This window comes from Burkholderia diffusa (genome assembly GCF_902499115.1).
Classification (GTDB): Bacteria; Pseudomonadota; Gammaproteobacteria; order Burkholderiales; family Burkholderiaceae; genus Burkholderia; species Burkholderia diffusa.
On the sequence record NZ_CABVPN010000013.1, the window covers coordinates 1 to 23,433 of the forward strand.

The following is a 23,433-nucleotide window of genomic DNA, read 5'->3' on the forward strand; positions in this document are numbered from 1 at the left end:
GAAATACAAAACGCCCGATGCGGTGCATCGGGCGTTCTAGCGCCTGGATACTGTCAACCTATTCCAGGACTTGACACATCGCGCGGCCTCCGCCGTGCAGCGCGCGGGTTACACGCGCTGCAGGTCGCGCAGGAAGTTGTCGCGCCACACCGACACGTTGTTCTCGCGCAGCTGCGCGATCATGTCCGCATAGCGCGCGCGCCGCTCGGCGAGCGGCATCGTCAGCGCCTGCGACAGTGCATCGGCCATCCCGTCGATGTCGATCGGATTGACGATCAGCGCGCCCGTCAGCTCGCGCGCTGCGCCCGCGAACCGCGACAGCACGAGCACGCCCGGATCGTCCGGATTCTGCGCGGACACGTATTCCTTCGCGACGAGGTTCATGCCGTCGCGCAGCGGCGTCACGAAGCCCACGCGCGCGAGGCGATACAGCGCGGCCAGCACCTGTCGGTCGTACTGGCGGTGAATATAGAGGATCGGCGCCCAGTCGAGCTCCGCGTAGCGGCCATTGATGCGCCCCGACTCCGCTTCGAGCTGCAGGCGGATGTCCTGGTACGCGCGCAGGTCGGCGCGCGTCGACGGCGCGATCTGCAGGAACGACACGCGGTTGCGGATCGACGCCTGGTGCTCCAGCAGCTTCTCGAACGCGCGGAACCGCTCGACGAGCCCCTTCGAATAATCCAGCCGGTCGACGCTCATGATCAGCTGGCGCCCGCGCAGCGACATGGCCATGCGCGCGGCCTTGCCGTTCTCGCCGGCCTGCGCGAGCGACGCGATCTCGTCCGGATACACGCCGATCGGATAGGCCGCCGCACGCAGCGTTTTGCCGAACGCGCTGACGCGCACCGTGCGCCCCTCGCGCGCCACTTCGCCGCCGGCCTCGAACTCGATGTAGTCGCAGAACGCGCGCAGGTCCGGCTCGGTCTGAAAGCCGAGCAGGTCGAACGCGCACAGCGACTCGACGAGTTCGTGATGCGGCGGCACGTTGACGAGCACCTGTGCGGCCGGAAACGGAATGTGCAGGAAAAAGCCGATGCGGTTCTTCACGCCGGCCGCACGAAGCGCACGCGCGAACGGGATCAGGTGATAGTCGTGCACCCAGATCACGTCGTCGTCCTGCAGCAGCGGCACGAGCTGCTGTGCGAGCCAGACGTTCACGCGGCTGTAGCCTTCGAACTCGTGGCGGTCGTACTGGATCAAGTCGGCGCGGTAATGAAACGCGGGCCACAGCGTCGCGTTCGAGAAACCTCGGTAGTACTGGTCGTAATCGCGACGTGACAGCCCGACGGTCGCGAACGTCACGGGGCCGCGCTCCTCGACCCGGATCTGCGGCGCACCAGACGCGACCACCTCGCCGCTCCAGCCGAACCACATGCCGCCCGTCTCCTTCAGCGCGTCGTACACGCCGATCGCGAGGCCGCCCGCCGCCGGCTCGCCTTCCGAAATCGGGGCGACGCGGTTCGAAACGATGATGAGTCGACTCATGCGCCCTGCTGCTCCGCGCCAAGCCAGCGGGCGATCTGCTCGTGCAGCGCGTCGACCGAGTCGAGCCGCGCGCGGGCCGACGTCTCGCCCGCGCCGACCTTGATCGACAGGCCGCCGCGCGCGTTGACCACCGCGAAGCCCTTCTCGTCGGTCAGGTCGTCGCCCGCGAACAGCGGCACGCGGCCCGCGAACGGCGGCTCGTCGAGAAACGCGGCCAGCGCGCGCCCCTTGTCGACGCCCTTCGGCTTGATCTCGAATACCATCTTGCCGGGTTGCAGCACGTACGCATCCGCATATTCGGCGACGAGGCGCTCGGCCGCCTCGCGCGCGGCCGGCTCGCGCTCGGGTGCGTTGCGGTAATGCAGCGCGACGGCCGCACCCTTGATTTCGAGCAGCATGCCCGGATGACGGTCGACGACGGCCGCGAGCTCGCGCTCGATGCGCAGCAGCCGTTCGTCGTTGAAGCCGATGCGCTGCGTGTCGCCGTTCGCATCGCGACGCTCGGCGCCGTGCAGGCCTGCGATCGGCAGGTCCGGCATGTTCAGGAACGTGTCGAGATTGTCGATGCCGCGACCCGACACGACGGCGACCGCACCGTGCGTGCGACGCCGCAGTTCATCGAGCAGCGTCAGCAGCGACGGTGGCACGTGAATGCTGTCGGGCGTCGGCGCCAGCTCGACGAGCGTGCCGTCGAAGTCGAAAAAGAACGCGGTATCGGTCAGGGACAGGGAAGCCGGAACGGATTGCATCGATTCGATGGTCTGAGGAGCGGCCTGCAAACGCGGGCCGCCGCTGCGAGAATGGAATTGTGCGCATCTTACCGCGCCTGCGTAGCGAGATGGGCGAAACCGGTGGCGGGCGAGCCTCGCGCAGCCATCCGCATCAACTGCGACATATTGCCCCGCTCGCCCATGCCGTACGGGTTTCGAAAGGACGCAGGCGCAGGAATTGCGCTACAGTCTGCAACCGCCGGCCGCGCGACGCATGGCGCCGCGCCGGCCGACGACCATTCCGTCCGATCGAGCCCCAGGATGTCGTCTGCCCGTTCCGCGCCGCACCGGCGCCTCTTCAGTCCGACCCGCTTCGTCCGCACGGCCGCGGCGCTGACCGCCGCCGTCGCGCTCGCCGCATGCACGCACGACGAGCCGAACTGGCACCTGACCAACGTCACGGGCCACCTGCCCGACCTGTCGTTCACGCTCACCGGCGGCGACGGCCACGCAGTCGACGCGAACGCGTTTCGCGGCCGCGTCGCGCTCGTCTACTTCGGCTATACGCACTGTCCGGACGTCTGCCCCGAAACGATGGCACGGCTGATGGAAGTGCTCGCGAAGCTCGGCCCGCGGGCGAACGACGTGCGCATCCTGTTCGTCTCGGTCGACCCCGCGCGCGACACGCCGCAGACGATGCAGGCATACGTCGCCGCGTTCGACGCCGCGCACGCGCGCGGCCTGACCGGCACCGACAGCCAGATCGAATCGCTCGCGAAGCGCTATCGCGTCGCGTACCAGATGGAAAAACGCGATCCGTCCGGCGGCTACGAGGTTACGCACAGCTCGGCCGTCTACATCTTCGACGCGAACGGTCGCGCGCGCCTGCTCGCGACTGACCGCGATTCACCCGACGCCATCGCCGCCGATGTGCGCCGGATCATCGACACCGCCTCCACCACCTGAACTCCGACATGAAGACGCCCCTCAAGACGTTCGCCCTCCTCGCCGCGCTGTGCACCGGCGCGCACGCGTATGCCGCCGGCGCGATCATCGCGCAGAACGCATGGGTGCGCTGGCTGCCGAACAAGCTGCCCGCGGGCGGCTACGTGACGCTCGTCAACACGGGCGACAAACCGGTCGATCTCGTCGACGTCGACAGCCCCGACTACGGGATGGCGATGCTGCACCAGACCGTGTCGAACGGCTCGACGCAGAAGATGGAAATGGTCGACAAGCTGACGATCCCCGCGCGCGGCAAGGTCGACATCGCGCCGGGCGGCTATCACTTCATGCTCGAGGAACCCAGGCACACGATCAAGCCCGGCGACACCGTGCGCCTGCGCCTGAAGTTCTCCGATGGCGAGACGGTCGACACGCCGTTCGCCGTGAAGTCGCCGGCCCAGGCGAAGTGATGCGCGCGCGATGAACGTCCTGTACTGGCTCGATCCGTGGGAACCGTCGCCGACCGTGGTCATCGCGGTGCTGACGGCCGCCGTGCTGTTCGCGCGCGGCGTGAAGAAGGCGAAGGTGTCGCCGCTGCGACAGTTCTCGTTCTGGCTCGGGCTGACGGCGCTCTACATCGCGCTGCATACCCGGCTCGACTACTTCTTCGAGCACGAATTCTTCATGCACCGTGCGCAGCACCTCGTGCTGCATCACCTCGGGCCGTTCTTCATCGCGCTGGCCTACCCGGGCGCGGCGATCCGCGCGGGCATACCGTTTCGCTGGCGGCAGCGCTTCGTGCGCCCCGCGCTCGCGTGGGCGCCCATGCGCGCGACGCTCGACGTGGTGTTCCATCCGGTCGTCGCGGTCGTGCTGTTCGTCGGGCTGATCTATTTCTGGCTGCTATCGCCGATCCACTTCATCGCGATGCTCGACTGGCGCCTGTATCGCGTGATGAACTGGAGCATGGTAATCGACGGGCTGCTGTTCTGGTGGCTCGTCGTCGATCCGCGTCCCGCGCCGCCCGCGCGGCTGTCACCGGGCCGCCGGATCCTGATCGTCGTCGCGGCGATCCCGCCGCAGATCGCGCTCGGTGCGCTGATCTTCTTCACGCCGCACGAGTTGTATCCGATCTACTCGATCTGCGGACGCGCATTCACATGGCTCAGCCCGCTGCGCGATCAGCAGATCGGCGGCCTGCTGCTTTGGATCCCGGGTTCGATGATGAGCGTGATCGGCGCGCTGATCGCGCTGCGGCACTGGCTGCGACTGTCGGCGCGCGGCCGCTTGGTCGACGAACGGGCGGCCGCCCGGCACGCGCAGAACTCGCCGGTGACTCGCGCCGCCCACTGACGGCGGGGCGCGCGGCGCGTCAGCCGCGCGCGCTGGTCATCCACACGTGCGGGATGCCGTCCTCGTCGTGCACGTCCGAGCTCGGCGTGAAACCGAATGCCCCATAGAAGCGCTGCAGATGGGCTTGCGCATGCAGGCTCACCTGCGCATCCGGCCACTGCGCGCGGATGAACTCGAGCGCGCGCGACAGCAACGCGTTGCCGAGGCCCGCGCCGCGAAACGGCGCGGTCGTCAGCACGCGGCCGATGCGCACGTCAGTGTGCTGCGCATCCGGCAGCAGCACGCGCAGATAGCCGGCGAGGCGGCCCGCCGGGTCGTACGCGGCCAGGTGCCATGCGGCCTGATCCGCACCGTCGATGTCGCGATACACGCAGTTCTGCTCGACAACGAACACGGCGCTGCGCGCGTCGAGGATCGAATAGAGTTCACGCGCCGTCAGCGCGTCGAAGGATTTCCAGTGCCAGTCGAGATCGTCGGCGCGCACGGAGGCGGCAGGTGCGGAAGCGTTCATGGTCGGTCCTGAATCAAGCGCGCCGGCCGGCGCGCAGCAACCGATGATTATGCCTCGAAGCGCACGCGGCACGCGTGCCGCCGCGCCGCGCATGAAAAAAAGCCCCGCATTGCGCGGGGCCTGTCCGTCACACCGGCATCTGGCCGAAGCGGCCGCTGTTGAAATCGTCGATCGCGGTCCGGATTTCCTCTTGCGAGTTCATCACGAACGGCCCGTAACCGACGACCGGCTCATCGATCGGCTCGCCGCTCAGAATCAGCAGCTTGGCATCGCCGTTCGCTTCGATCTCGACGTCGCGGCCGTCGCGGCTCAGTTGCACGAACTGCGCTTCGCGGGCGACCGTCTCGCCGTTCACCAGCAATGTCCCGCTCAGCACGACCACCGCGAGCGTCCGCCCTTCGGCGATCGGGAACCGAGCACGGCCGCCTGCTGCAAGCCGCACGTCCCACACATCGATCGGCGTGTGCGTGCGGGCCGGGCCGCGCCGCCCGTCGAACTCGCCCGCGATGATCCGCGCTCGACCTGCGCCGTCCGGCAATTCGACCACCGGGATGTCCGCGTTCAGAAGCGTCTGATAACCGGGCGCACCCATCTTGTCGGCCGCGGGCAGGTTCACCCACAGCTGCACCATCTCGAGCGGGCCGCCACGCTTCGTGAACGCTTCCGAGTGAAATTCCTCGTGCAGGATCCCGCTCGCGGCCGTCATCCACTGCACGTCGCCCGGGCCGATCACGCCGCCCGCGCCGGTCGAGTCGCGGTGTGCGACTTCGCCGTCATAGACGATCGTCACCGTTTCGAACCCGCGGTGCGGGTGCTGTCCCACCCCGCGCGGCGCCGAAGCCGGCTCGAAGTTCGCAGGACCGGCGTAGTCGAGCAGCAGGAACGGGCTCAGATGTGCGCCGTGAGACTGATAGCTGAACATCGACCGCACCGGGAAACCGTCGCCGACCCAATGACCGCGCGGCGCACTGTACACACCCTGGATCTTCTTCATTTGCCTTCTCCGAATTGCGGCGAAACACGTGTTTCGCATCCTGAGAAGGAATATAGAGGTGGAACGATCGATGCGGTAGACTGCCAAAATCGCACTCAGCGTTCTATTTCATGAACGATAACGAACGGGATCTGAACGATCTCTATTACTTCGTGCAGGTGGTCGAGCACGGCGGCTTCGCACCGGCAGGACGCGCGCTGAACATGCCGAAATCGAAGCTGAGCCGCCGCATCGCGCTGCTTGAAGCGCGGCTCGGAATGCGGCTGATCCAGCGCTCGACACGCCGCTTCACTGTCACCGACGTCGGCCAGACCTATTACGCGCATTGTCGCGCGATGCTCGTCGAAGCGGACGCCGCCGACGAGGCGATCGCGCTGCTGCACGAGGAGCCGCGCGGCATCGTGCGGGTCAGTTGCCCGGTCGTGCTGCTCGATTCGCTGGTCGGCGCGATGATCGCCGCGTTCATGGTCACGTGCCCGCGCGTCGAGATTCATCTCGAAGCGACCAACCGGCGCGTCGACGTCGTCGGCGAAGGGATCGACGTCGCGATTCGCGTGCGCCCGCCGCCGCTCGAGGACAGCGATCTCGCATTGCGCGTGCTGGCCGAGCGCGGGCAGTGTCTCGTCGCGAGCCCCGCGTTGCTGCGCGAGCGCGGCGTGCCGGCCGTCCCCGCAGACCTGACCCGCTTGCCGAGCCTCGATCACGGCGTGCCGCAGGCCGCGCACGTATGGCGGCTGCGCGGCCCCGACGGCGCGCAGGCGGAAATCCATCACCAGCCGCGGCTCGTGACGGGCGGCATGCTCGCACTACGTGCGGCGGCCGTCGCGGGCGTCGGCATCGTGCAGTTGCCGACGATGATGGTGCGCGACGAAGTCGCGCGCGGCGAACTGGCGACCGTGCTGCCGGACTGGGCACCGCGGCGCGAAATCGTGCACGCGGTGTTCGCGTCGCGGCGCGGGCTGCTGCCCGCGGTGCGCGCCCTGCTCGATTTCCTGGCCGAGCGGTTCGCCGAGCTCGAACCTGATTGAGCGACGGCGCTGCGCGTTCACCAGGGCGCCCGCGAACCACGCGCTGCAAACGAGCCGCGCGTGCCGTAGACTGCGGGACGCGCATCGCGCTTTTCACAATCCCGCTGCCCACAACCCTTTTCGCATTTCAGCCATGTTCACGCTGTCCACCGCCCCTCACGCCTCCAAGGCCGAACTCTATGCGACGCTCGTCGAGCAGGCACGCGCGCTCGTCGAAACGGAACGCAACCTGACCGCGAACGCCGCGAACTTCTCCGCGCTCGTCTATCACTCGCTCGACCGCCTGAACTGGGCCGGCTTCTATTTCTTCGACGGGACTGAACTCGTGGTCGGCCCGTTCCAGGGCAAGCCCGCGTGCGTGCGGATCGCGCTCGGCAAGGGCGTGTGCGGCACGGCCGCGCAGACCCGCGAGACGCAGGTCGTGCGCGACGTGCACGAATTCCCCGGCCATATCGCCTGCGATGCCGCGTCGGAATCGGAAATCGTCGTGCCGCTGGTGGCCGCCGACGGCACGCTGATCGGTGTGTGGGACGTCGACAGCCCCGTTGCCGCACGTTTCGATGACGAGGACCGCAACGGAATGGAAGCGCTGTGCCGCGTATTCGTCGAGCACGCATGGCAGAAGGCGCGCGGTTGAGCCCCGGTTGAGCCGCGTGGCGCTGCGGGTCGCGGCGGTGGAGACGATCATCTGCTGATCGCGCCGCGCGACTCCAAATGAAAAGGGCCCCATGACGGGGCCCTTTTTCATTGCGCCGCTGCGTGAGGCACGCCGCGCGTCAGGCCGCGTGCGTGCCGGACAGCGCCGCGAACGCCGGCGGCCTCACATCGTCCGACAGGATCTCGAAGCCCTGCTCCGTCACGACGACCATGTGCTCCCATTGGGCGGATAGCGAATGGTCCTTGGTGACGACCGTCCAGCCGTCGGCCAGCACGCGCGTATCGCGCTTGCCCGCGTTCAGCATCGGCTCGATCGTGAAGATCATCCCCGGCCGCAGCGGCACGCCGGTACCCGGGCGGCCGTAGTGCAGCACCTGAGGCTCGTCGTGATATACGTCGCCGATCCCGTGCCCGCAATACTCGCGAACCACGCTGAACCCTTCTCGATGTGCGACCTGCTGGATCGCGTAGCCGACGTCGCCGAGCGTCGCGCCCGGACGAACCGCGCGGATGCCCGCATGCATCGCCTCGTAGGTCGTCGCGACGAGGCGCCGCGCCAGTTCGCCCGGCTCGCCGACGAAGTACATGCGGCTCGTGTCGCCGAACCAGCCGTCCTTGATCACCGCGATGTCGAGATTCACGATGTCGCCGTCGCGCATCGGCCGCGACGACGGAATGCCGTGACAGACCACGTGATTGACCGACGTGCACAGGGTTTTCGGATACCCGTGGTAGCCGATGTTCGCCGGGATCGCGCGGAGCTCGTCAACGATGTATTCGCGGCAGCGCGCATCCAGCTCGTCGGTGGTGACGCCCGGCTTCACGTGCTCGGTGATCATCGTCAGCACCTGGGACGCGAGCTTCGCGGCCTCGCGCGACCTGGCGATTTCCGCGGCACCGCGGATCGGGATTTCGCGTCTTGCCATCACGCCACCTGCTCGATGCCGTGGGCGACCGACTCTGTCGGTCGGGCATCGCCGCCGCGCGCTTCGGTCTCGATCAGCATCCGGCAGATATCGCCGTAGGACAGTGACGGATTGAGCTCCGCCAGCATCCCGACGCGCAGCCAGTGCTCCGCCTGTGCATTGATCGAACGGCTCAGCGCGGTGCTGGTCGAGCGCAGCCGTTCGTGCATGTGCTCGGATATCTTGATGATTCCCATATGTCTCTAATTAAACGAAATATAGCTGTTTTGTATATTACGCTCGCCCGGGTCGTCCGGCAAGCACGCGACCGACAGCGAATCGTCGACCCGCGACGGCAGGAATCCCGTTGACATCAAATTCCAGCTTGCTGGACAATAAATCCATCATGCAAGAATCAACCGCTGCCCCCGCTGACGACACCGGCATCAACGAACGCATTGCCCGGCGCGTGCGCGACCTGCGCACGCTGCGAGGCTACACGCTGGATGCGCTCGCCGCGCGTTCCGGCGTCAGCCGTTCGATGATCTCGCTCATCGAGCGTGCGTCGGCAAGCCCGACGGCCGTCGTGCTCGACAAGCTCGCGGCCGGTCTGGGCGTGTCGCTGGCCGGGCTGTTCGCCGGCGATCGCGACGACGCACCCGCGCAGCCGCTGGTGCGGCGCGCACAGCAGGCGGAATGGCGCGATCCGGCATCCGGGTACGTGCGGCGCAATCTGTCGCCGCCCGGATGGCCGTCGCCGATCCAGCTCGTCGAGGTCGATTTCCCGCCCGGCGCGCGCGTCGCGTACGACTCCGGCGGGCGTGAAAGCGCGCTGCATCAACTGGTGTGGGTCGTCCGCGGGTGCATCGACGTCACATTCGGCGATCAGCTTCACAAACTACACGAAGGCGACTGTCTGGCCATGCGCGTCGATCAGCCGCTGGTTTTCAGCAACCCGTCGTCGCACGTCGCGCGCTATGTCGTCGCGATCTGCGATGCCCCCGCCGCCATCGGCGCGCGGAATGTGTCATCCGTTCAAGGCCGACAGGCGCAGGAGCCCGTATGAATTCCCCGACACCGCGCGACGACGTGCGCCTGATCGATTGCAACGAGGCCGAGCATGCCGAGGCCATTCTCGAGATCCTGAACGATGCGATCTTGAACTCCACCGCGCTGTACGACTACCAGCCTCGCCCACCGGAAGCGATGGTCACCTGGTTCGCGACGAAGCGCGCCGGCGGGTTTCCGGTCGTCGGCGCGGTCGACGAATCGGGCACGCTGGTCGGCTTCGCGAGCTGGGGCACGTTCCGCGCGTTCCCGGCGTTCAAGTACACGGTCGAGCACAGCGTCTACGTCCACCGCGACCATCGCGGCCGCGGGCTCGGCGAATTGCTGCTGCGCGAGTTGATCCGGCGTGCGCGCGAAGCTGACGTGCATTTGCTGGTCGGCTGCATCGACGCGACCAACAGCGGCAGCGTCGCGCTGCATACGCGGCTCGGCTTCGCGCACTCGGGCACGATCACCGAAGCGGGCTTCAAGTTCGGCCGCTGGCTCGATGCGGCGTTCTATCAGCTGAAGCTCGACACGCCGGCACGGCCGGTCGACGGCTGACCGGCATCGCCGAACATTCGGCATGCTCATGATGACGCGGCCGGTATGGACGGCCCGCAGCACGCCCATCGCTTCGCCCGCGACAACGCGCGATCGCCCCCCTCCCCACCGGAGCGCGTTGTCGCCCCTCCTCCGGGCCTTCCCGGGCCGAGGCCTCGCCCCTTTGCCCCGTGACCGCACGTGTGACGTTCGCCGCATTCTTCTGCGAGAACGGTAGCGATACGGTATTCCCCAGCGGTCGCAGCACGGCCGCGTACCGATCCATCACCCGGAGAATGCCGTATGAAAACGCCCCCTGTCCTGTCGCACCATGCCGGATCGCGACGCGATGCCGGCCTCGCGCGCCGCGCGGCCCGACGCGTTGCGTGGTCGCTTGCCGCCCTCCCGCTTTTCTGCGGACAAGCTTTCGCGGCCGGCGCGTGTCCGACGCCGTTCGCGTTGAGCGGCAACACCGATCTGCTGTGGAAGGAAGTCACCAGCAACCAGTGGCGCAACATGCTGCCGCGCGGCTGGACCGACAACGGTTTTCATTTCTACAGCCGGGTGCGCAGCCGCGGGCCGGAGAACGGCATCAACACGCCGTCGGACCTCGAATCGGAAATCCGTAAACAGGTGTCGGACGAACCCGCCGGCGGCGGCAACCCGAATCGGCGGACGATCACGCTGCCGATACTGAACAGCAAGGGCCAGCATCTGCTCGCGATTTACGACTACGACGGCAAGAGCACGTCGAAGTGCGAGTTGGTGACGCTGACATATCCGGCGGAATAGATGCGCGAATGAGGCGCGGAAAAAAGAAAAGCCCCGCCGAAGCGGGGCTTTTTCTCTTCTTACCTGGAGGCGCGAGCCGGAGTCGAACCGGCCTAAACGGCTTTGCAGGCCGCTGCATAACCGCTTTGCTATCGCGCCAAAAGCGGACTGTCCGGATGCCGTGGAGGCAAGCGACAGATTTCTTATTCGATGACCATCAGTCCATCAAATAAAAAGGGAAGCGTGGCTTCCCCATTACTTGGAGCGGGAGACGAGTCTCGAACTCGCGACCTCAACCTTGGCAAGGTTGCGCTCTACCAACTGAGCTACTCCCGCATGTGTCCTGCATCTGCAGCGCTTTGCCGTACAACACGCTGCCAGAAAAATCTGGAGCGGGAGACGAGTCTCGAACTCGCGACCTCAACCTTGGCAAGGTTGCGCTCTACCAACTGAGCTACTCCCGCGTATTGATACGCTACTGCTTCCCCGTCACACATTTACTTCGTCGTGCAGCGGAGAAGCGAGATTATGTCGAAGGCACATTCGTGTGTCAAGGGCTTTTCCAGCCCTTTTTCCAAAAACCTGCGCAACCGACCATGCGGGGCCGATCACGCGCCGCCTCGCTCGCGAATCTGCGGCCATGCAAGCTTCATGTAGTACAGCATCGACCAGATCGTCAGCACCGCCGCGAGATACATCAGCCACTCGCCCCACACGCGCGTGTCGATCGTCGCGATGCCGAGCGGCAGCGGGCCGTAGTACAGCAGCATCGGGATCGCGACCATCTGGCACGCGGTCTTGAACTTGCCGAGCTGGTTGACCGCGACGCTCTTCGACGCGCCGATCTGTGCCATCCATTCGCGTAGCGCCGAGATCGCGATCTCGCGGCCGACGATCACGAGCGCGATCGCCGCATCGACCCGCGAAATCTGCACGAGGATCAGCAGCGCGGCGGTCACCATCAGCTTGTCAGCAACCGGATCGAGGAACGCGCCGAACGACGACGTCTGGTTCCACTTGCGGGCGAGAAACCCGTCGAACCAGTCGGTCAGCGCGGCGAGAATGAAGATCGCCGCCGCCGCGAGGTTGCGGTGCGCGCCGCCCATCACCGTGTCCGGCAGATAGAACACGCCGACGACGAGCGGGATCAGCACGATCCGTACCCACGTCAGGAAAATCGGGAAATTGAACGGCATGGCAGGCGGGTCAGTAAAGGATTTGCAATTGTGCCGTGTCGACCGGCCTGCCACAAGAACGCGAGATCGCGCGCAGGAGCCGCCGGCCGCACGGCCGCTTCAGTGAAGCTGTTTGTAGATCTGCTCGGCGAGTGCGTGCGAGATACCTTCGACGCTCGCCAGTTCCTCGACGCTCGCGGCGACCACGCCGCGCAGCCCGCCGAACCGCGCGAGCAGCCGCTGCCGGCGTTTCGCGCCGATCCCTTCGAGCTCCTCGAGCCGGGAGGTCTGGCGCGCCTTCGCCCGCTTCGCGCGCATTCCGGTGATCGCAAAACGATGCGCCTCGTCGCGGATCTGCGCGACGAGCATCAGCGCGGCACTTTCCTTGCCGAGTTCGAGCGGCGCGCGGCCGTCCGCGAACACGAGCGTCTCGAGGCCGACCTTGCGCCCTTCGCCCTTCGCGACGCCGACCAGCATTGACGTGTCGAGCCCGAGTTCGGTGAACACCTGTCGCGCAATCTCGACCTGCCCCTTGCCGCCATCGATCAGCACGATGTTCGGCAGCAGGCTCGATGCCTCGGCCTTGCGCGTCGATTCGCCGTCGATGCCGGCTGCGTCGTCGGCGGCCGCCGCCTGCGCGGCCTGCTCGACCATCTTCTCGTAACGGCGCGTCAGCACCTGCCGCATGGCCGCGTAATCGTCGCCCGGCGTGATCCCGGTGATGTTGTAGCGACGGTACTCGCCCGATTGCATCTTGTGATGGTGATATACGACGCACGACGCCTGCGTCGCCTCGCCCATCGTGTGGCTGATGTCGAAACATTCGATCCGCAGCGTGGCGAGATCGTCACCTTCGAAGCTGAGCGTCTCCGCGAGCGCGCGCGTGCGCGCCTGCTGCGAGCCCTGTTCGGACAGCAACCGTGCGAGCGCAATCTGCGCGTTCTGCTCGGCCATCGACAGCCACGCGCGCCGCTGCCCCTGCGGCTGCCGCACCAGCGAGACCTTGTGACCGGCCTGCTCGGACAGCAAGTCGAGCAGGTCGCGGCTCGCGGGCGCGTGGCTCACGACCAGCACGGGCGGCACGCGATTGCCGAGATAGTGCTGCGCGATGAACGCATCGAGCACCTCGGCCTCCACCGACGCCCCCGCGTCACGCGCGGCGGCAGCGTCTTCCTCGGGCGCCTCGGGCAATGCCGCGGCAGTTTCGTCGGCTGCGTCCGCCGCCTCGGCTTCGTCGCCGAGCCCGCCTTCGGCAAGCGTCAGCGCACTTTCGACGTGCGTCGGGAAATACGCCTTGTCGCCGAGATGCCGGCCGCCGCGCACCATCGCCAGGTTCACGCACACGCGCCCGCCCTGCGCGACGACCGCCAGGATGTCGACGTCGCTGTCGCTGCCGACCTCGATCGCCTGCTGGTGCAGCACCGTCGCGAGCGAGCTCATCTGGTTGCGCACGGCGGCCGCCTGCTCGAACTTCAGCTCGGCCGCGAACGCGTGCATCTTCTGCTCGAGCTCCTTCATCACTTCCGACTGCCGACCGAGCAGAAACCGCGCGGCATTCGACACGTCGATCGCGTAGTCGTCCTCGGAAATCGCGCCGACGCACGGCGCCGTGCAGCGCCCGATCTGATGGAGCAGGCATGGCCGCGTGCGGTTGTTGAAGACCGAATCCTCGCAGGTGCGCAGCTGGAACACGCGCTGCAGGATCTGGATGCTCTCGCGCACGGCCCATGCGCTCGGGAACGGCCCGAAGTACTGGTTCTGCTTGTCGACCGAGCCGCGGTAGTAAGCCATGCGCGGAAAGCGGTGCGCGGTGAGCTTCAGGTACGGATACGACTTGTCGTCGCGAAACAGGATGTTGTAGCGCGGCGTGAGCGCCTTGATCAGATTGTTCTCGAGCAGCAGCGCTTCCGCCTCCGAGCGCGTGACGGTCGTCTCGATGCGTGCGATGCGCGTGACCATCATCGCGATGCGCGGCGACAGCTGCGTCTTCGTGAAATAGCTGGATACGCGCTTCTTCAGGTCGCGTGCCTTGCCTACGTAAAGTACGGCGCCCGCCGTGTCGTAGTAGCGGTAGACGCCCGGCATGTGCGGCAACTGCGCGAGGATCTTCTTGGGTTCGAACGGGATGTCGGCGGCTTCTGGGGATGTCATGCGTGATCCGGGTGCCTTGTGGCGCGGAACGGGTCCATTAGAATCGCCAGTTTAGAGCATTCACCGGTCCGCTTCGATGCCCCGCACCACCCCCGCCTCCCCTGCGCCGCTCGCACCCGACGAACCGATCGCGTGCGACCTCTTCTGCACCGTGATCGACAACTTCGGCGACATCGGCGTGTGCTGGCGCCTCGCGCGCCAGCTCGCACACGAGCACGGCTGGCAGGTGCGCCTGTTCGTCGACGATCTGCGCACGTTCGCGCGTCTGCTGCCGGGGGTCGATCCCGATGCCGGACGGCAGACGCTCGACGCCATCGTGATCGAACACTGGCATGCGGAAGCCGGCGACGCGCTGGAGATCGCCGACGTCGTGGTCGAGGCGTTCGCGTGCGAGCTGCCCGGCGCGTATCTCGCGGCGATGGCGCGCCGCGCGCGCCGCCCCGTGTGGATCAATCTCGAATACCTGAGCGCCGAGGACTGGGTCGCCGATTTCCATCTGCGGCCGTCGCCCCATCCGCGGTACCCGCTGCTGAAGACGTTCTTCTTCCCGGGACTATCGGCCGGCACGGGCGGCGTGCTGAAGGAACGCGACCTCGACGCGCGCCGCACGGCCTTCGAAGCCGACACGGCAGCGCGCGCCGCCTGGTGGCGGCAGGCGACCGGCAACGCGCCGCCGGCGCCGGGCACGACCGTCGTCAGCCTCTTCGCCTATGAAAATCCGGCCGTCGATGCGCTGCTCGCGCAGTGGCGCGACGGCCCGTCGCCCGTCGTCGCGCTCGTGCCTGCCGGCCGCGTATCACCGGCCGTCGCGCGTTTCTTCGGGGTCGAATCGTTCGGCGCCGGCGCGCGCGCGGCCGCCGGCAACCTGACCGCTTACGGGCTCGCGTTCGTCCCGCAGGCCGACTATGACCCGCTGCTGTGGGTGTCCGACATCAACTTCGTGCGCGGCGAGGACTCGTTCGTTCGCGCGCAATGGGCGCGCAAACCGTTCGTGTGGCACATCTACCCGCAGGCCGACGACGCGCACCTGCCGAAGCTCGACGCCGCGCTCGCGCACCTGTCGGCCGGCCTCGCCGACGCGCCGCGCGCCGCGCTCGAGCGCTTCTGGCACGCATGGAACGGCGGCGGCACGCCCGATTGGGCCGATTTGCTGCAACACCGTGCCGCGCTGGACGCCAACGCGGCATGCTGGGCCGACGCGCTGGCGGGCGTCGGCGATCTCGCCGGAAAGCTGGCGGAATACGCAAAATCTCAGTTAAAATAAGCGGTTATCCGACGGCTGACCACGCAAGCGCTCGCGTTTTGGGGCTCTTGGCACCCACCGGAACGCCCCCGCTTGCGCCGTCAGCCGTTGTGCAACGCTCAGGCACCTATTTATTTGATTGGATCAGGACAGTTTTTTATGAAGACCGCACAGGAACTCCGCGTAGGCAACGTCGTGCAGATCGGCAGCGACGCATGGGTCATCGCAAAGACGGAATACAACAAGTCGGGCCGTAACGCCGCCGTCGTCAAGATGAAGATGAAGAACCTGCTGACGAACGCAGGCCAGGAATCGGTCTACAAGGCTGACGACAAGTTCGACGTCGTCGTGCTCGACCGCAAGGAAGTGACGTACTCGTACTTCGCCGATCCGATGTACGTGTTCATGGACGCCGACTACAACCAGTACGAAGTCGAAGCGGAAATGATGGGCGAAGCGCTGAACTACCTCGAAGACGGCATGGCTTGCGAAGTCGTGTTCTACAACGAGAAGGCGATCTCGGTCGAACTGCCGACGATCCTGGTTCGCGAGATCACCTACACGGAACCGGCCGTCAAGGGCGACACGTCGTCGGGCAAGGTGCTGAAGAACGCCAAGCTCGCGACGGGCTTCGAACTGCAAGTGCCGCTGTTCTGCAGTACCGGCGACAAGATCGAAATCGATACGCGCACGAACGAATATCGCAGCCGCGCGTAATCGCTCGCGATTTCCGGATCGAACAAAGCGCCCTTCGGGGCGCTTTTTGTTTGCCTGCCGCCAACAGCACCGGTGCGTCGGCACCATCGATAATACAAAATCCAGCACTAAAGGTATTCAATTTGTATCATCGGTAACTGTTTTATAGCGACAAAGAAATAATGTACGTCCGGCGTTCAGCGGGGCATAAAATCAGTTTTTAATCTGACATGCGGCTGCGGCCGGCTCGACAGCCGACAGCCCGCCTCTCTTGACTCGACTCGCGTCCACCATGCCACACGCCCTGATTGTCGAAGACGATCCCAACAGTCTGTCCGGCCTGACCGCGCTGCTCGCCGCGGACGGCTTCTCGGTCGACACGGCCACGTCGCTCGCCGAGGCACGCACGGCGCTCGGCCGCTCGATTCCCGATGTCGTCCTGGTCGACCTGAACCTGCCGGACGGCAGCGGATTTGACCTGCTCCAGCATCTGCCGCAGCAGCAGCCGAACGGTTCGCTGCCGGTGATCGTGCTGACGGGCAACGCGACGGTCGAGAGCGCGATCGAAGGCCTGCGTCACGGCATCTGGGACTACTTGCTGAAGCCGATCAACATTCCGCGCCTGCGCAGCCTGCTGGCCCGGATTCCGCGTCCCTACGAACTGATCGACGAAGTGCGGACGCTGCGCGCGTCGCTGCGCCACCTGGGCCGTTTCGGCGCGCTGGTGGGCCGCAGCGAGGCGATGCAGCACGTGTACGACATGATCGAGCACAACGCCGGCACCGAAACGGCCGTGCTGTTCACCGGCGAAGCCGGCACGGGCAAGAAGCTGACCGCGCGCACGCTGCACGAACTGAGCCGGCGCCGCAAGGGGCCGTTCGTGTCGTTCGACTGCCGCACGATCGCGCATGCCGGGCGTCACGGCGCGTCGCTCGACAGCGTGCTGTTCGGCCATGAACGCGGCGCGTTCGACGGCGCCGAGCGGCGCGAATCGGGCCTGTTCGAACAGGCCGGCGGCGGCACGCTGTTCCTCGACGAGATCACCGCACTGCCGCTCGTGCTGCAGGAGGCGCTGCTGCATGCGCTCGACTCGCAGAACTTCATGCGGATCGGCGGCACGAGCTCGATCGCGAGCGACTTCCGGCTGATCGCGGCCACGCGCCGCCCGGCCCGCGAGGCGGTCGCGAACGGCACGCTGCGCGAGGATCTGTGGCTGCGTCTCGATGCGGCGTCGATCACGATGCCGCCGCTGCGCGAGCGCGACGGTGATGCGCTCGCCATCGCGGACGCGCTTATCGACGAACTCAACCGCGAAGCGAGCGCCACCGGTCGCAGCACGACCGACAAGCGCGCGGCACCGGGCTTCGTGCGCGAATGCCTGTCCTACGAATGGCCCGGCAACGTGCGCGAATTGCAGGAGCGCGTGCGTTTCGCCTATGACGCGTCCGGCGATTTCATCGAAACGCTGCGCGCGGGCGAAGCGAGCTTCGCGGCTGGCGCCGCGCTGAACGGCAGCAGCGTGCAGATCAAGGTCGGCACCCCGCTGTCCGACGTCGAGGACCTGCTGATCCGCGCGACGCTCGACGCGGTCGGCGGCACGCGCCATCGGGCCGCGACGCTGCTCGGCATCAGCCCCAAGACGCTGTACAACAAGTTGCAGCGGATGAAGGTCAACTGACCGCGCCGCAGTTGTTCGGGGCGCGGTCGGGAGTTGACGGTTAGTTGCGTAAGGCTATGTCACCTTGCGCCTCGCCCCGCCTCGATGGAAAAGCAAAAAGCCGCGCTTCTGCGCGGCTTTTTGCTTTCGACAACGACGACATCACGCCGCCCTTCTCCGCTTACGCCAGCGCGCTGCTCAGCAGCGCCTGCGCCTGCAGATACTCGGGTTGCGCGATCAGCTTGTCCCACTTGAGCGGCTTGCCGCGCGCCCGCATCCGCTTGATGCGCCGCACCGACTCGGCCGACGCCTGGGCCTTCAGCCCGTTCAGCACGACCTCGGCCGCGTCCGGCTGGTTGCAGACGAGCACCATGTCGCAGCCGGCGGCGAGCGCTGCGTCAGCCGCCTGCGTGAGCGTGCCGCCTTCGCGTGCCGCCTCCATCGACAGGTCGTCGCTGAAGATCGCGCCCGTGAAGCCGAGCCGCCCGCGCAGGATGTCCTGCAGCCACACGCGCGAGAAGCCCGCGGGCCGCTTGTCGACCTGCGTGTAGATCACGTGCGCGGGGATCACCGCGGAGAGTGACAGGCCGAGCCAGTCGTACGGGGCGACGTCCTGCTTGAGGATCGCGTCGAGCGGCCGGTCGTCGGTCGGCAGTGCGACGTGCGAATCGGCTTCCGCGAAGCCGTGCCCCGGGAAATGCTTGCCGCAGTTCGCCATGCCCGCGAGCGACAAACCGTGGTTCAGGCTCTTCGCGAGCAGCGTGACGACACGCGGGTCGCGATGGAACGCGCGATCGCCGATCACCTTCGAGTGCCCGTAGTCGAGATCGAGCACCGGCGTGAAGCTCATGTCGATCCCGCATGCGCGCAGCTCGGCGGCCAGGATGTAGCCGACGGCGGTCGCGACCTTCGTCGCGAGCAGCACGTCGCGGTCCCACAGTTCGCCGAGGCGACGCATCGCGGGCAGCACCGTGAAGCCGTCGGAGCGGAACCGCTGCACGCGGCCGCCTTCGTGATCGACGGCGATCAGGATGTCTTCGCGCACCGCGCGGATCGAGTCGGTCAGCGCCGTCAGTTGCGCACGATTCTGGAAGTGCCGCGCGAACAGGATCACGCCGCCAGTATTCGGATGCGCGAGGCGCCGCGCATCGTCGCGCGACAGGGTCGTGCCGACGACGTCGAGCATGACCGGGCCGGGAGTCGTTTTCATCGAATCGGAATTCCGTCAGGAGGGGGTTCGGGAAACAGGTGCAGGTGCAGTGCCAGGCGCGGCGTCCGTTTCGGCGACCACGAACGACACCGCGTAGTCGCGTTCGTCGCTGACCGTCACACGCGCCGTGATGCCACGCGCGGCAAGCCAGTCGGCCAGCTCGCCCGAAGCGACTACGTACGGCTCGCCGCTACGCTGGTTGAGCGTCTGCAGCGCGCGCCACGTCATCGGCCAGTGCATGCCGAGCCCGATCGCCTTCGAGAACGCTTCCTTCGCGGAAAAGCGCGTCGCGAGAAACGCGATGCCGCGCGCCTCCGAGCGCGCACGGCGAGCCTGGAACACGCGCAGCTCGTCGGGGCCCAGCACCTTCTCGGCGAACCGGCCGCCCGTGCGCTCGAGCACGGCCGCGATGCGGCTCACCTGGACGATGTCGGTGCCGATGCCGTAGATCGCCATCTCAACGCCCGCCGTGATGCGCGGACGATGCCGGGCGGCGAGCGAAGCGCGCGCGCACGCAACGCATCGTCAGCGCGCGCCGCCGTGCAGCGCGGCGACGCGTGCGGCGACCATGATCGCCTTCATCTCGCGCACCGCGTTGTCCCAGCCTGCGAAGATCGCGTGCGCGACGATCGCGTGGCCGATGTTCAGTTCGACGATGCCGTCGATCGCGGCGATCTGCTGCACGTTCGTGTAATGCAGCCCGTGGCCGGCGTTGACCTTGAGACCCAGTTGCGCGCCGGCCTGCACGCCGGCGACGATGCGCTCGTATTCGCGCTGCTGCTCGGCCTCGTCGTGCGCATCGGCGTAGCGGCCGGTATGCAGCTCGACCACCGGCGCGCCGGCTTCGTGCGCGGCGCGGATCTGCGTCTCGTCCGGATCGATGAACAGCGACACGCGCACGCCGGCGTCGGCGAGCTGCCTGCATGCCGCACGCACGGCCTCGAAGCGGCCGGCAACGTCGAGACCGCCTTCGGTCGTCAGTTCCTCGCGCTTCTCCGGCACGAGGCACGCGTCGTGCGGACGCACTTCGCATGCGATGTCGAGCATCTCGGCCGTCACCGCGCATTCGAGGTTCATCCGCGTCTTCAGCAGAGGGCGCAGCGTGCGCACGTCGGCGTCGACGATGTGGCGGCGGTCCTCGCGCAGATGCAGCGTGATCGCGTCCGCACCGGCCTCTTCGGCGGCGAGCGCCGCGCGGATCGGATCGGGATAGGACGTGCCGCGCGCGTTGCGCAGCGTCGCGACGTGGTCGATGTTCACGCCGAGGTCGATGGCGGTGGGCGTTGTCAGGAAGAAACTCATAGGTTTTGCAGGTCGATCAGGATCTGACGCGTGGCAAGCGGCGTACCGCCGAGATAGGTGTTCAGCAGGAAGCGCATCAGCGTCTTGCTTTGCGCGACCGTCTGGGCTCGATGGTAATCGTCCTGCTCCATGTCGAGCAACGTCTGTCCGGTAATCACCGGCCAGTGCGACGGTACGTCGTCGTCCGCATTGCGCACGCCGCGCTCGGGATCGAACACGTAGCGGCGATCCGGCTCGACCGCACGGCGCGCGACCGTGCGGTTCAGCGCCATCGCATAGCCGGTCTCGCGCAGCAGCACCCGCTCGAACGAACGCAGCACCTGCACCGCGGGCTCGCCGTGCGCAAGGCGCGTGAGGGTCAGCACGTAGTGATTGAAGAGCGGCGGCTGCGGATCCTCGCGCGCGCAGAATTTCACGAGCAGCTCGTTCGCGTAGAAGCCGCACAGCAACCCGTCGCCGCCGAGCGGGAGCATCCCGCCGACCCACTCGGCACCCGTCAGCGTGCGTACTTCGGATTTGCCCGACCAGGACAGCAGCAGCGGCTGGAACGTCTGCAGCACGCCGCGCAGCGCGGAGTGCGGGCGCTTCGCGCCCTTCGCGACGAGCGCGAGGCGGCCGTGATCGCGCGTGAGCACGTCGATGATCAGGCTCGTTTCCCGATACGGATAGCTGTGCAGCACGAACGCCGGCTGCTCGGCGACGCGGAAATCGGACGTGCGAGACGTCGCGCGCCGCGCCTTGCGACGCGGCGGTTCGGGCGGTGCCGGCAACGGCGCGTCGTTCGCGCCGGCGGTCACCGCGTCTTCGGTCGACGTCAGCGCGTCATTCGTACCCATAGGCGCGCAGCCCCGCCTCGTTGTCGGCCCACCCGCTCTTCACCTTCACGAAGGTCTCGAGATACACGGGGCCGTCGAACAGCTTCTCCATGTCCATCCGCGCCTCGGTGCTGATCTGCTTGAGCTTCTCGCCCTTCTTGCCGATCACCATCGCCTTGTGCGAATCGCGCTCGACGAGGATCGTCGCGAAGATACGCTTCAGGCGCCCTTCCTCCTCGAACTTGTCGATCAGCACGGTGCTCGTGTAGGGCAGTTCGTCGCCGGTCCAGCGGAACACCTTCTCGCGCAGGATTTCGGCCGCAAGGAAGCGCGAGCTGCGGTCGGTCAGTTCGTCCTCGCCGTAGATCGGCTCGCCTTCCGGCAGGTACGGCTTGATGGTGTCCAGCAGGCGCTTGATGTCTTCCGGCCGCTGTGCCGACAGCGGCACGAGTTCGGTGAATTCGCGCAGCCCGCTCATCTGCTGCATGAACGGGAACAACGTCGCCTTGTCGGACACACGATCGATCTTGTTCGCGATCAGCAGCGTCGGCATGCCGGGCGGGATCAGGTCGAGCACCTTCTGGTCGTCGGGCCCGAAGCGGCCAGCCTCGATCACGAACAGGATCACGTCGACCGACGTGAGCGTCGACGTGACCGCGCGGTTCAGCGAGCGGTTCAGCGCGGTGCTGTGACGGGTCTGAAAGCCCGGCGTGTCGACGAACACGAATTGCGCGTCGTCGAACGTGTTGATGCCGGTGATGCGATGGCGGGTCGTTTGCGCCTTGCGCGACGTGATGCTGATCTTCTGGCCGACGAGTGCGTTCATCAACGTCGACTTGCCGACGTTCGGGCGGCCCACGATCGCGATCATGCCGCAACGGAAACCGGTAGGAGCGGGAGTGTTCATATCGTTTGGGAGACAGGTTCGGAAACGGCCGCGCGGCGCGCGGCACGATCGAGGGGCAATTCAGTGGTCGGCATCGGCCACGCGCGCCTGCGCGGCAGCGAGGCTTGCGCCACCCTGCGGCGTCTCGGTGCCGGGCGCCGCGGCGTCGCGGGCACGCGACGTTGCACGCGAAGCGGCGTCGGAACCGGCAGCGGGCTTGTCGGTGGACGCGGCCGGATCGGCCGCCTGGCCCGCCTGCTTGTCGGCTGCACGGGGTGCGGCTTCCGCGTGCTTGTCCGTCGCGCGCGAGCCGGCTTCGTTGCGATCCGACGGCTTCTCAGACGCCTTGTCGGCCGGCTTGTCGGCCATCGGCTTCGGGGGCCGGTCGGCCTTGTCCGTGGCCGTTTCCACATGCGCCGCGCGAATCGCGGCCATCGGCGCCTGCGTCGGCCGCTCGGTCGTGTGTGCGCCGGCGTCGGTCGCTGCCGACCCGGCAGCAGGCGCCTTCGCGTCGCGCGTCGTCGCACGCTCCTTTCGTTCCGGCGAACGCAGGTCGAGTGCTTCCTGCACGCCCTTCACGCCCGGCACGATTTCAGGCTCGACGTGCTTCGACCCGCGTGCGTTCTTCGAACGCTTCGGCTTCGCGGCCAGCATCGGCGCGGCCGCCAGCACCTCGTCGAGCGCCTTCTTCGCGGCAGCCTGCTCGGCCGCCCGCCGGCTCGCGCCGGAGCCTGACACCTTCACGTCGAGCTTCGGCACCGTGCACTCGACCTCGAACTGCTGATTGTGCGCCGCACCATGAGTCGCGACGACCGTATAGGTCGGAAGCGCGATCTTGTGCCCCTGCAGGTACTCCTGCAGCAGCGTCTTCGCATCCTTGCCGAGCGTGCGCGGATCGATGTGGTCGAGAATCGGGATATAGAGGCGCTTGATGACCCCTTGGGCGGCTTCGAAGCCGCCATCGAGGAATACGGCCCCGATGATGGCTTCGAACGCGTCCGCGAGGATCGACGGGCGACGGAAGCCGCCGCTGCGCAATTCGCCCTCGCCCAGCCGCAGCCCTTCCGAAATATTCAGGGCCTGAGCGATTTCGTAGAGCGACTGCTGCTTGACGAGGTTGGCGCGCACGCGCGACAGGTCACCTTCGTCCAGCTTGCTGAAACGCTGGAACAAAAGGGCGGCCACCGCGCAATTCAGAACGGAATCGCCGAGAAACTCGAGCCGTTCATTGTGCGTGGCACTGTGACTGCGATGGGTCAAAGCCTGGCGCAATAATTCCGCATTGCGAAATTCGTAGCGCAGCCGGCTTTCCAACTGGGATAGGGGCATGTGCAGGAGTATAACGCGGG

The 23,433-nt window shown here is 66.9% G+C and carries 25 protein-coding genes and 3 tRNA genes; 11 read left to right on the forward strand and 17 right to left on the reverse strand.

Going from position 1 to position 23,433, the window contains the following annotated elements; all coding sequences use genetic code 11:
• Positions 1–108: 108 nt before the first annotated feature.
• Both otsA and otsB read right to left on the reverse strand, forming a co-directional pair.
• Positions 109–1,485 (reverse strand): alpha,alpha-trehalose-phosphate synthase (UDP-forming), encoded by a 1,377-nt coding sequence (gene otsA / locus BTE28158_RS14600; protein ID WP_151048386.1) that lies wholly within the window; start codon positions 1,483–1,485, stop codon positions 109–111.
• On the reverse strand, positions 1,482–2,234 hold the full coding sequence (gene otsB / locus BTE28158_RS14605; protein ID WP_151048385.1) for a trehalose-phosphatase: 753 nt from the start codon (positions 2,232–2,234) through the stop codon (positions 1,482–1,484). The genes otsA and otsB overlap by 4 nt, the downstream gene beginning before the upstream one ends.
• A 282-nt stretch (positions 2,235–2,516) precedes the next feature.
• On the opposite strand from otsB, the gene BTE28158_RS14610 reads away from it, so the two are divergent.
• Genes BTE28158_RS14610 through BTE28158_RS14620 form a run of 3 tightly spaced genes read left to right on the forward strand, consistent with a single transcriptional unit; the run spans position 2,517 to position 4,493 of the window.
• Complete coding sequence (locus tag BTE28158_RS14610) at positions 2,517–3,161, forward strand: SCO family protein (protein ID WP_151048384.1); 645 nt, start codon at positions 2,517–2,519, stop codon at positions 3,159–3,161.
• Positions 3,162–3,169: 8 nt separating this feature from the next.
• Positions 3,170–3,610, forward strand: a complete 441-nt coding sequence (locus BTE28158_RS14615) for a copper chaperone PCu(A)C (RefSeq protein WP_124623294.1) — start codon at positions 3,170–3,172, stop codon at positions 3,608–3,610.
• 10 nt (positions 3,611–3,620) lie between these two features.
• A complete protein-coding gene (locus BTE28158_RS14620; protein ID WP_124623296.1) occupies positions 3,621–4,493 on the forward strand; it encodes a cytochrome c oxidase assembly protein in 873 nt (290 codons plus the stop codon).
• Between the two features lie 19 nt (positions 4,494–4,512).
• Here the strand turns inward: BTE28158_RS14620 and BTE28158_RS14625 are convergent, their stop codons facing one another.
• Together BTE28158_RS14625 and BTE28158_RS14630 are read right to left on the reverse strand one after the other, a co-directional pair.
• Complete coding sequence (locus tag BTE28158_RS14625) at positions 4,513–5,004, reverse strand: GNAT family N-acetyltransferase (protein WP_151048383.1); 492 nt, start codon at positions 5,002–5,004, stop codon at positions 4,513–4,515.
• 127 nt (positions 5,005–5,131) lie between these two features.
• Positions 5,132–5,998 carry a pirin family protein gene (locus BTE28158_RS14630; RefSeq protein ID WP_124902100.1) on the reverse strand — a complete coding sequence of 289 codons (867 nt, stop codon included), beginning with the start codon at positions 5,996–5,998 and terminating at the stop codon, positions 5,132–5,134.
• 110 nt (positions 5,999–6,108) lie between these two features.
• Between BTE28158_RS14630 and BTE28158_RS14635 the strand changes: the two genes are divergently transcribed.
• Positions 6,109–7,026: a LysR family transcriptional regulator gene (locus BTE28158_RS14635; RefSeq protein WP_059607090.1), complete on the forward strand. Its 918-nt coding sequence runs from the start codon at positions 6,109–6,111 to the stop codon at positions 7,024–7,026.
• Between the two features lie 133 nt (positions 7,027–7,159).
• Positions 7,160–7,663 (forward strand): GAF domain-containing protein, encoded by a 504-nt coding sequence (locus tag BTE28158_RS14640; RefSeq protein WP_151048382.1) that lies wholly within the window; start codon positions 7,160–7,162, stop codon positions 7,661–7,663.
• Positions 7,664–7,802: 139 nt separating this feature from the next.
• On the opposite strand, the gene map is transcribed toward BTE28158_RS14640, so the two are convergent.
• Positions 7,803–8,609, reverse strand: coding sequence for a type I methionyl aminopeptidase (gene map, locus BTE28158_RS14645; protein WP_151048381.1), 807 nt, complete (start codon positions 8,607–8,609; stop codon positions 7,803–7,805).
• Complete coding sequence (locus BTE28158_RS14650) at positions 8,609–8,845, reverse strand: ParD-like family protein (protein ID WP_059607081.1); 237 nt, start codon at positions 8,843–8,845, stop codon at positions 8,609–8,611. Before BTE28158_RS14650 ends, map begins: the two co-directional genes overlap by 1 nt.
• 149 nt (positions 8,846–8,994) lie before the next feature.
• On the opposite strand from BTE28158_RS14650, the gene BTE28158_RS14655 reads away from it, so the two are divergent.
• From BTE28158_RS14655 to BTE28158_RS14665, 3 genes are all read left to right on the forward strand, one after another.
• Complete coding sequence (locus BTE28158_RS14655) at positions 8,995–9,654, forward strand: helix-turn-helix domain-containing protein (RefSeq protein WP_151048380.1); 660 nt, start codon at positions 8,995–8,997, stop codon at positions 9,652–9,654.
• Complete coding sequence (locus BTE28158_RS14660; RefSeq protein ID WP_151048379.1) at positions 9,651–10,199, forward strand: GNAT family N-acetyltransferase; 549 nt, start codon at positions 9,651–9,653, stop codon at positions 10,197–10,199. Before BTE28158_RS14655 ends, BTE28158_RS14660 begins: the two co-directional genes overlap by 4 nt.
• A gap of 282 nt (positions 10,200–10,481) precedes the next feature.
• On the forward strand, positions 10,482–10,970 hold the full coding sequence (locus tag BTE28158_RS14665; RefSeq protein WP_151048378.1) for a hypothetical protein: 489 nt from the start codon (positions 10,482–10,484) through the stop codon (positions 10,968–10,970).
• A 64-nt stretch (positions 10,971–11,034) separates the two neighbouring features.
• Here the strand turns inward: BTE28158_RS14665 and BTE28158_RS14670 are convergent.
• From BTE28158_RS14670 to uvrC, 5 genes are all read right to left on the reverse strand, one after another.
• Positions 11,035–11,108, reverse strand: a tRNA-Cys gene (locus BTE28158_RS14670).
• Between the two features lie 101 nt (positions 11,109–11,209).
• Positions 11,210–11,285: transfer RNA gene (locus BTE28158_RS14675), tRNA-Gly, on the reverse strand.
• A gap of 52 nt (positions 11,286–11,337) precedes the next feature.
• A tRNA-Gly gene (locus BTE28158_RS14680) sits at positions 11,338–11,413 on the reverse strand.
• Positions 11,414–11,557: 144 nt separating this feature from the next.
• The gene (gene pgsA / locus BTE28158_RS14685) at positions 11,558–12,145 is read right to left on the reverse strand and encodes a CDP-diacylglycerol--glycerol-3-phosphate 3-phosphatidyltransferase (protein ID WP_006757520.1); all 588 of its coding nucleotides are present in this window, start codon (positions 12,143–12,145) and stop codon (positions 11,558–11,560) included.
• A gap of 99 nt (positions 12,146–12,244) precedes the next feature.
• Entirely contained in the window at positions 12,245–14,275 is a 2,031-nt protein-coding gene (gene uvrC, locus BTE28158_RS14690) for an excinuclease ABC subunit UvrC (RefSeq protein ID WP_151048377.1), read from the reverse strand.
• Between the two features lie 76 nt (positions 14,276–14,351).
• Between uvrC and earP the strand changes: the two genes are divergently transcribed.
• The 3 genes from earP (at position 14,352) to BTE28158_RS14705 (ending at position 17,892) form a co-directional block, all read left to right on the forward strand.
• Positions 14,352–15,539: an elongation factor P maturation arginine rhamnosyltransferase EarP gene (gene earP, locus BTE28158_RS14695; RefSeq protein WP_151048376.1), complete on the forward strand. Its 1,188-nt coding sequence runs from the start codon at positions 14,352–14,354 to the stop codon at positions 15,537–15,539.
• Between the two features lie 138 nt (positions 15,540–15,677).
• Positions 15,678–16,235 (forward strand): elongation factor P, encoded by a 558-nt coding sequence (gene efp, locus BTE28158_RS14700; protein ID WP_059607070.1) that lies wholly within the window; start codon positions 15,678–15,680, stop codon positions 16,233–16,235.
• 271 nt (positions 16,236–16,506) lie between these two features.
• Positions 16,507–17,892 (forward strand): sigma-54-dependent transcriptional regulator, encoded by a 1,386-nt coding sequence (locus BTE28158_RS14705; RefSeq protein ID WP_059607068.1) that lies wholly within the window; start codon positions 16,507–16,509, stop codon positions 17,890–17,892.
• Between the two features lie 160 nt (positions 17,893–18,052).
• On the opposite strand, the gene nagZ is transcribed toward BTE28158_RS14705, so the two are convergent.
• The 6 genes from nagZ to rnc all read right to left on the reverse strand — a co-directional run bounded on the left by nagZ (position 18,053) and on the right by rnc (position 23,413).
• On the reverse strand, positions 18,053–19,081 hold the full coding sequence (nagZ, locus tag BTE28158_RS14710; RefSeq protein WP_151048375.1) for a beta-N-acetylhexosaminidase: 1,029 nt from the start codon (positions 19,079–19,081) through the stop codon (positions 18,053–18,055).
• A gap of 15 nt (positions 19,082–19,096) precedes the next feature.
• The gene (gene acpS, locus BTE28158_RS14715) at positions 19,097–19,537 is read right to left on the reverse strand and encodes a holo-ACP synthase (protein ID WP_124902108.1); all 441 of its coding nucleotides are present in this window, start codon (positions 19,535–19,537) and stop codon (positions 19,097–19,099) included.
• 69 nt (positions 19,538–19,606) lie between these two features.
• Entirely contained in the window at positions 19,607–20,383 is a 777-nt protein-coding gene (gene pdxJ / locus BTE28158_RS14720) for a pyridoxine 5'-phosphate synthase (protein ID WP_059607063.1), read from the reverse strand.
• Positions 20,380–21,219 (reverse strand): DNA repair protein RecO, encoded by an 840-nt coding sequence (gene recO, locus BTE28158_RS14725; protein ID WP_014897645.1) that lies wholly within the window; start codon positions 21,217–21,219, stop codon positions 20,380–20,382. Before recO ends, pdxJ begins: the two co-directional genes overlap by 4 nt.
• On the reverse strand, positions 21,206–22,105 hold the full coding sequence (gene era, locus BTE28158_RS14730) for a GTPase Era (RefSeq protein WP_059607060.1): 900 nt from the start codon (positions 22,103–22,105) through the stop codon (positions 21,206–21,208). Before era ends, recO begins: the two co-directional genes overlap by 14 nt.
• Positions 22,106–22,165: 60 nt before the next feature.
• Positions 22,166–23,413 carry a ribonuclease III gene (rnc, locus tag BTE28158_RS14735; RefSeq protein ID WP_151048374.1) on the reverse strand — a complete coding sequence of 416 codons (1,248 nt, stop codon included), beginning with the start codon at positions 23,411–23,413 and terminating at the stop codon, positions 22,166–22,168.
• Positions 23,414–23,433: the final 20 nt, after the last annotated feature.

Coding starts and splice junctions, on each gene's coding strand:
- pgsA (WP_006757520.1), bottom strand. CDS start 12,145: ATGCCGTTCAATTTCCCGATTTTCCTGACGTGGGTACGGATCGTGCTG.
- BTE28158_RS14640 (WP_151048382.1), top strand. CDS start 7,160: ATGTTCACGCTGTCCACCGCCCCTCACGCCTCCAAGGCCGAACTCTAT.
- BTE28158_RS14610 (WP_151048384.1), top strand. CDS start 2,517: ATGTCGTCTGCCCGTTCCGCGCCGCACCGGCGCCTCTTCAGTCCGACC.
- nagZ (WP_151048375.1), bottom strand. CDS start 19,081: ATGAAAACGACTCCCGGCCCGGTCATGCTCGACGTCGTCGGCACGACC.
- acpS (WP_124902108.1), bottom strand. CDS start 19,537: ATGGCGATCTACGGCATCGGCACCGACATCGTCCAGGTGAGCCGCATC.
- recO (WP_014897645.1), bottom strand. CDS start 21,219: ATGGGTACGAATGACGCGCTGACGTCGACCGAAGACGCGGTGACCGCC.
- uvrC (WP_151048377.1), bottom strand. CDS start 14,275: ATGACATCCCCAGAAGCCGCCGACATCCCGTTCGAACCCAAGAAGATC.
- pdxJ (WP_059607063.1), bottom strand. CDS start 20,383: ATGAGTTTCTTCCTGACAACGCCCACCGCCATCGACCTCGGCGTGAAC.
- BTE28158_RS14625 (WP_151048383.1), bottom strand. CDS start 5,004: ATGAACGCTTCCGCACCTGCCGCCTCCGTGCGCGCCGACGATCTCGAC.
- BTE28158_RS14705 (WP_059607068.1), top strand. CDS start 16,507: ATGCCACACGCCCTGATTGTCGAAGACGATCCCAACAGTCTGTCCGGC.
- BTE28158_RS14650 (WP_059607081.1), bottom strand. CDS start 8,845: ATGGGAATCATCAAGATATCCGAGCACATGCACGAACGGCTGCGCTCG.
- otsB (WP_151048385.1), bottom strand. CDS start 2,234: ATGCAATCCGTTCCGGCTTCCCTGTCCCTGACCGATACCGCGTTCTTT.
- earP (WP_151048376.1), top strand. CDS start 14,352: ATGCCCCGCACCACCCCCGCCTCCCCTGCGCCGCTCGCACCCGACGAA.
- BTE28158_RS14665 (WP_151048378.1), top strand. CDS start 10,482: ATGAAAACGCCCCCTGTCCTGTCGCACCATGCCGGATCGCGACGCGAT.
- BTE28158_RS14630 (WP_124902100.1), bottom strand. CDS start 5,998: ATGAAGAAGATCCAGGGTGTGTACAGTGCGCCGCGCGGTCATTGGGTC.
- otsA (WP_151048386.1), bottom strand. CDS start 1,485: ATGAGTCGACTCATCATCGTTTCGAACCGCGTCGCCCCGATTTCGGAA.
- BTE28158_RS14635 (WP_059607090.1), top strand. CDS start 6,109: ATGAACGATAACGAACGGGATCTGAACGATCTCTATTACTTCGTGCAG.
- efp (WP_059607070.1), top strand. CDS start 15,678: ATGAAGACCGCACAGGAACTCCGCGTAGGCAACGTCGTGCAGATCGGC.
- BTE28158_RS14615 (WP_124623294.1), top strand. CDS start 3,170: ATGAAGACGCCCCTCAAGACGTTCGCCCTCCTCGCCGCGCTGTGCACC.
- BTE28158_RS14655 (WP_151048380.1), top strand. CDS start 8,995: ATGCAAGAATCAACCGCTGCCCCCGCTGACGACACCGGCATCAACGAA.
- BTE28158_RS14660 (WP_151048379.1), top strand. CDS start 9,651: ATGAATTCCCCGACACCGCGCGACGACGTGCGCCTGATCGATTGCAAC.
- rnc (WP_151048374.1), bottom strand. CDS start 23,413: ATGCCCCTATCCCAGTTGGAAAGCCGGCTGCGCTACGAATTTCGCAAT.
- era (WP_059607060.1), bottom strand. CDS start 22,105: ATGAACACTCCCGCTCCTACCGGTTTCCGTTGCGGCATGATCGCGATC.
- BTE28158_RS14620 (WP_124623296.1), top strand. CDS start 3,621: ATGAACGTCCTGTACTGGCTCGATCCGTGGGAACCGTCGCCGACCGTG.
- map (WP_151048381.1), bottom strand. CDS start 8,609: ATGGCAAGACGCGAAATCCCGATCCGCGGTGCCGCGGAAATCGCCAGG.